Origin of the sequence: Coprococcus sp. RTP21428st1_C9_RTP21428_210409, assembly GCF_040227395.1 — a bacterium.
GTDB classification, from domain to species: Bacteria; Bacillota; Clostridia; order Lachnospirales; family Lachnospiraceae; genus Coprococcus; species Coprococcus aceti.
Map to the genome: position 1 here is coordinate 1 of NZ_JBEHVV010000113.1, position 4,754 is coordinate 4,754.

At 46.5% G+C, this 4,754-nt stretch carries 6 protein-coding genes and 2 tRNA genes; all 8 read right to left on the reverse strand.

Annotated elements, in window-relative coordinates:
- Window positions 1-151: 151 nt before the first annotated feature.
- Window positions 152-240: transfer RNA gene (locus ABUA34_RS13770), tRNA-Ser, on the reverse strand.
- A gap of 40 nt (window positions 241-280) precedes the next feature.
- Window positions 281-366, reverse strand: a tRNA-Ser gene (locus tag ABUA34_RS13775).
- A 46-nt stretch (window positions 367-412) separates the two neighbouring features.
- The gene (gene ispD, locus ABUA34_RS13780; protein WP_117874615.1) at window positions 413-1,186 is read right to left on the reverse strand and encodes a 2-C-methyl-D-erythritol 4-phosphate cytidylyltransferase; all 774 of its coding nucleotides are present in this window, start codon (window positions 1,184-1,186) and stop codon (window positions 413-415) included.
- A gap of 54 nt (window positions 1,187-1,240) precedes the next feature.
- A complete protein-coding gene (gene tsaD / locus ABUA34_RS13785) occupies window positions 1,241-2,263 on the reverse strand; it encodes a tRNA (adenosine(37)-N6)-threonylcarbamoyltransferase complex transferase subunit TsaD (RefSeq protein ID WP_349823498.1) in 1,023 nt (340 codons plus the stop codon).
- 27 nt (window positions 2,264-2,290) lie between these two features.
- Window positions 2,291-3,205: a ribonuclease Z gene (locus tag ABUA34_RS13790; protein ID WP_015533863.1), complete on the reverse strand. Its 915-nt coding sequence runs from the start codon at window positions 3,203-3,205 to the stop codon at window positions 2,291-2,293.
- Window positions 3,206-3,245: 40 nt separating this feature from the next.
- Window positions 3,246-3,461 (reverse strand): hypothetical protein, encoded by a 216-nt coding sequence (locus tag ABUA34_RS13795; RefSeq protein WP_119998571.1) that lies wholly within the window; start codon window positions 3,459-3,461, stop codon window positions 3,246-3,248.
- Between the two features lie 138 nt (window positions 3,462-3,599).
- Window positions 3,600-4,058, reverse strand: coding sequence for a ribosomal protein S18-alanine N-acetyltransferase (gene rimI / locus ABUA34_RS13800; protein ID WP_349823499.1), 459 nt, complete (start codon window positions 4,056-4,058; stop codon window positions 3,600-3,602).
- Window positions 4,051-4,754: tRNA (adenosine(37)-N6)-threonylcarbamoyltransferase complex dimerization subunit type 1 TsaB (gene tsaB / locus ABUA34_RS13805; protein ID WP_349823500.1), on the reverse strand; the 704-nt coding region annotated here is incomplete at its 5' end. The genes rimI and tsaB, both read right to left, overlap by 8 nt.

The window sequence follows — 4,754 nt, forward strand, 5'->3', positions numbered from 1 at the left end:
TTTTCCTAACCATCTTTACTGTTATTGGTTTGTTAGATCTTTGATATCATCTCTGATCCGACGTTCTTGAAATTCTTTTTTGGAATTTCAGGGTTGTCATGTTGTTAATTTTTCAAGGTTCTTATATAGCTCTGATACTAAGTATGTCTAACGGAGAAGGAGGGATTTGAACCCTCGCGCCGCTATTAACGGCCTACTCCCTTTCCAGGGGAGCCCCTTCAACCGCTTGGGTACTTCTCCAGTATCAAGCGCTTGAACTTTCATTATGTATGAAAGTCAGCGGAGAGAGAGGGATTCGAACCCTCGCGCCCTTTCGGACAAACGGTTTTCAAGACCGCCTCGTTATGACCGCTTCGATATCTCTCCAAGTTGTTTTTGTTCGTCGCCATCAACCGGCGACTTGTACATATTATCACTTTACCATCTTTGTGTCAACATCTTTTTTCAAAAAATTTGAAGCAATTTTTAAATCCTCAGGAGTGGTGATTTTCAGGTTCTCATACGCCCCCATTATCACCTTCGTTCTGACGCTGCTATAACGCTCCACTATCATTGTGTCATCCGTTATAACCTGACATTTGTCATGCGCCAGTCCATCATAACAGGTAAGCAGAAGTTCCCTGTTAAAACTCTGTGGAGTCTGAACCTGCCACAGCCTGGATCTATCAGGAGTATCCACTCCCATCTGATCCTCATCTACTATCTTGATGGTATCCTTCACAGGTACACCCACTGTACACGCAGAATATATCTTTACTGCATCTATGGAATCTGTGATGATTTTCTGGGTTATGCATGGTCTCGCACCATCATGGATGAGTACATACTTCGCACCATCCGCCGCAATAAGTCCATTATGTACGGAGTCATAGCGCTCTGCCCCACCGGTCACGATCTTCCTGACTTTGGTGATGTTGTACCTGTCTACTATGTCATTTCTGCAATATTCTACATAATCCTCACCTGTGACAAGGATTATGTCATCAACCGGGCTGTTCTGAAAGGCCTTGAGCGAATAATACAGCACAGGATAATCCCCCAGCGTCATAAACTGCTTAGGTATATCGCTGTGCATCCTGCTGCCCTTTCCGGCTGCAAGGACTATTGCCGTGACCTTTACTTCATCCACTGTATCAAAGATTTCTATATTTGATTCCTTGTAATCAGCATTATCCGCATCGCCCATGTTCATCTTCTCCCTAGTAGTAGTCTGACACCATCACACACTTGACCAGGCTGGTTATCTCTCACCCAGCTTGAGGTTTGGTATGGCATTCAGATCCCATCCATGTCTTGTTCCATTTATGTATTCGTAGTATCCCGCCGCACCTATCATGGCCGCATTGTCCGTGCACAGTATCGGCGATGGATGATACAATGTAAGCCCAGCCTTCTCACAGGCCGCCTTCATGCTGGCTCTGAGAGCAGAATTGGACGCAACTCCGCCAGCTATGGCTATCTTATCCATATGGTATTCCTTTGCCGCAGCAACCGCATGCTCTGTGAGCACTTCCGTTACTGCTTTCTGGAACGATGCTGCCACATCGGCCTCATTGATCTGCTCGTCTCTCATATGAGCCTGATTGATATAGTTGAGCACTGCGGACTTCAGGCCACTGAAGCTGAAGTCATAGGCTGATTCTGCCACCTTTGCCCTTGGAAATTCTATAGCGTCAGGGTTGCCCTCCTTCGCCTTACGATCTATCTTCGGTCCTCCCGGGTAACCCAGTCCTATAGCCCTTGCTACCTTGTCAAATGCCTCTCCTGCCGCATCATCCCTGGTTATTCCCAGTATCTCAAACTTGCCGTAATCGACTACATTTACAAGATGTGTGTGACCTCCTGACACAACAAGGCACATGAACGGAGGCTCAAGCTCCTTGTTCTCTATATAATTCGCTGCGATATGACCTTCTATATGATGCACACCAACAAGTGGTATATCTTTTGCAAATGCTATGGCCTTAGCTGCTCCCACACCAACTAGAAGAGCGCCAACAAGCCCCGGTCCATATGTGACTGCAACCGCATCTATGTCATCCAGTGTGCACTCTGCCTCTTTGAGCGCCTGTCTTATGACCTGTGTAATCTTCTCTATGTGCTTTCGCGAAGCTATCTCCGGCACAACGCCTCCATAAAGTGTATGGATATCTATCTGTGAATATATTATATTTGACAGTACGTTTCTTCCATTCACAACAACCGCTGCGGATGTCTCATCACATGAGGATTCTATAGCCAGTATCTTTACATCTTTCTCCATAATTCATCTCACCTTTGTCGATCTATTCTACTCCTCCGAAAACTTGAGCGTTGTTGTCGTCCTGTCCTTTGCCGCAATAGTTCTCGGGAATATCTCTCTTATCTCATCCATAAACACCGCCGGTTTTGCCATCGACGGACTGTAATGTGTAAGCCACATCTCCCCCACATCTGCCTTTGCCGCTATGGCCGCAGCCTCCTGCATCATCATATGCTTATGCTCTATGGCTTTTATCTCTTTCTCCTTTTCGCCGTACATGCCCTCGCATATGAACAAATCTGATCCGGCTGCATACTTCTCTATAAGGGGGGTCGGTCTGGTATCTGTGCAGTATGTGAGCTTCAGGCCCTTGCGGTCAGGACCAAGCACCATATCAGGAGTATATATGTGTCCATCCTCCTCGTATGTGTTGCCCTTCTGCAAGCCATTCCAGTATTTCATTGGAATCTCATTCTCTCTAGCTCTGTCCACGCTGAATTTTCCTGTTCTTGGAAGCGAAAGGGAATATCCATAACATGTCACATTGTGATTCACCCTGAATGCATCCACCCTGAGATCCTCCCACATAAAGCTCTCCTCAGCCTCCGAGAGCTCCTGGAACCTGATCTCAAACGGAAGCTCAGGCGCTATAACCCTTAGGGAATTGACTACCTTCTCAAGTCTCTTTGGGCCAACCATAAGAAGTGGCTCCGTTCTCTCGGCATTGCCTATCGTGAGCAGCAGCCCCGGCAATCCGCTTATATGATCTGCATGAAAATGTGTGAAGCAGATCACATCTATCTGCTTAAAGCCTATCATGCCCTGCTGACGCATTGAGGTCTGGGTTCCCTCTCCGCAGTCTATCAGCATCTCGTGTCCGTTATATCTGACCACGAGAGATGTAAGTGCCCTGTATGGCAGCGGCATCATCCCTCCGGTCCCCAAAAGACATACGTCTATCATCTTCTATCTCCATTTCTAAGGCAAAGTCTATATGCATACTCTATGCATACTCTGTCACATCATCTATTTCTGGAGGTATGACACATTCATTTACAAGTCTGTCGTAACAGTCCTCACACATCCTGAGTGTGTATTTTCTGCCATCCTTGTGTGAGAAATACCCCCATTCCTTCTGAATAAGGACGTAATCCTCCTTGTTATGCATATCTCCAAATACAATTATCCTTCCACACCTATTACATCTGATCTCACTCATATTTATCTCCTGTCCGACTGTATGCAGCCCTGTTATGAGTCTGATTATAAGCCAGATCCTTCACAGAATATACCGACAATGTTTTCCAGCCGTGCAAATGTGGTCTCCACGCACTGTATATTCTGCATATATCTATTACTACAACTGTTTTTGCATAACCAGACCATCCTCCACCGGTGAGTCGTAGTATTTTTTTCTTGTAGAAATTTTTATAAATCCAAACTGCTCATACATAGCTATCGCAGCAGCGTTGGATTCCCTGACTTCCAGAAATATGCTCTGCACATTCCTGTCCTTGCAGTCATCGATCATGGCTTCCATCAGCTTAAAGCCGATGCCACGACGTCTTGATCTGGCATCCACTGCTACCCTGAGCAGATCTGCACTGTCACACACCGCCGAATATATGATATAGCCGGCGATTTCTCCTTCAGAAGTCTCAAGGATCTTGACATGATCGTATGTCCCCTGTATAGATGAGGACACCATCTCCTCATTCCACGGATGCGAAAACACCGTCATCTCAAGTGCTGCTATCCCGGCCAGGTCTTTCATATCTGCCAGTCTCGGGCGTACATGGGAAAAACAGCTATTCATGTCCATCATTCTCCAGTTTTGCCTTTTCAGCTCTCTCCCGCTCTGCCTGTGACTGTCTGAGATATTCAGGGGCAAATGTATCCCCCTCCTCATACTGTCCGGCTGCATATCTCACCTGGGCTGCGGCTGCCACCGAGCCAGCTCTCTGCTTATTCATGTGTGCCGGAGCAAATGCGTAGTCTGCCGTCATCTTCTCTTTTAAAACATCAGCATACACATCTATTCCATCTCCCACAAATATAACCTTTTCCCCTCTCTCATTGAGTTGGTCTATAAGGTCAGCAATATCCATAGGAGTCTGATCCATTATCGTCTCAAGCCTGTCATCACTGTTAAAACTATAAAGTCCCGTATACACCTGTTTTCTTCTCGCGTCCATGATAGGGCAGATAAGTCTGTCAGTTCCCCACACATTGTATGCAAGCCCCTCAAGTGTCGGCACCGCAATAACCGGTATATTCCATGCAAGTGCAAGTCCCTTGACCGTCGCTGAGCCTATTCTGAGTCCTGTAAATGATCCCGGTCCGGCAGCAACAGCCAGCGCATCAAAACTCTCTTTGTCCGTCTCTGTCATCTTCACGATCTCTTCCAGCATAGGAAGCAGTGTCTGGGAATGTGTCTTCTTGTAGTTGGTTGTATATTCAGCTATCAAATTATTGTTCTCGACTATGGCAACGCTCGCCACAAGTCCTGAGC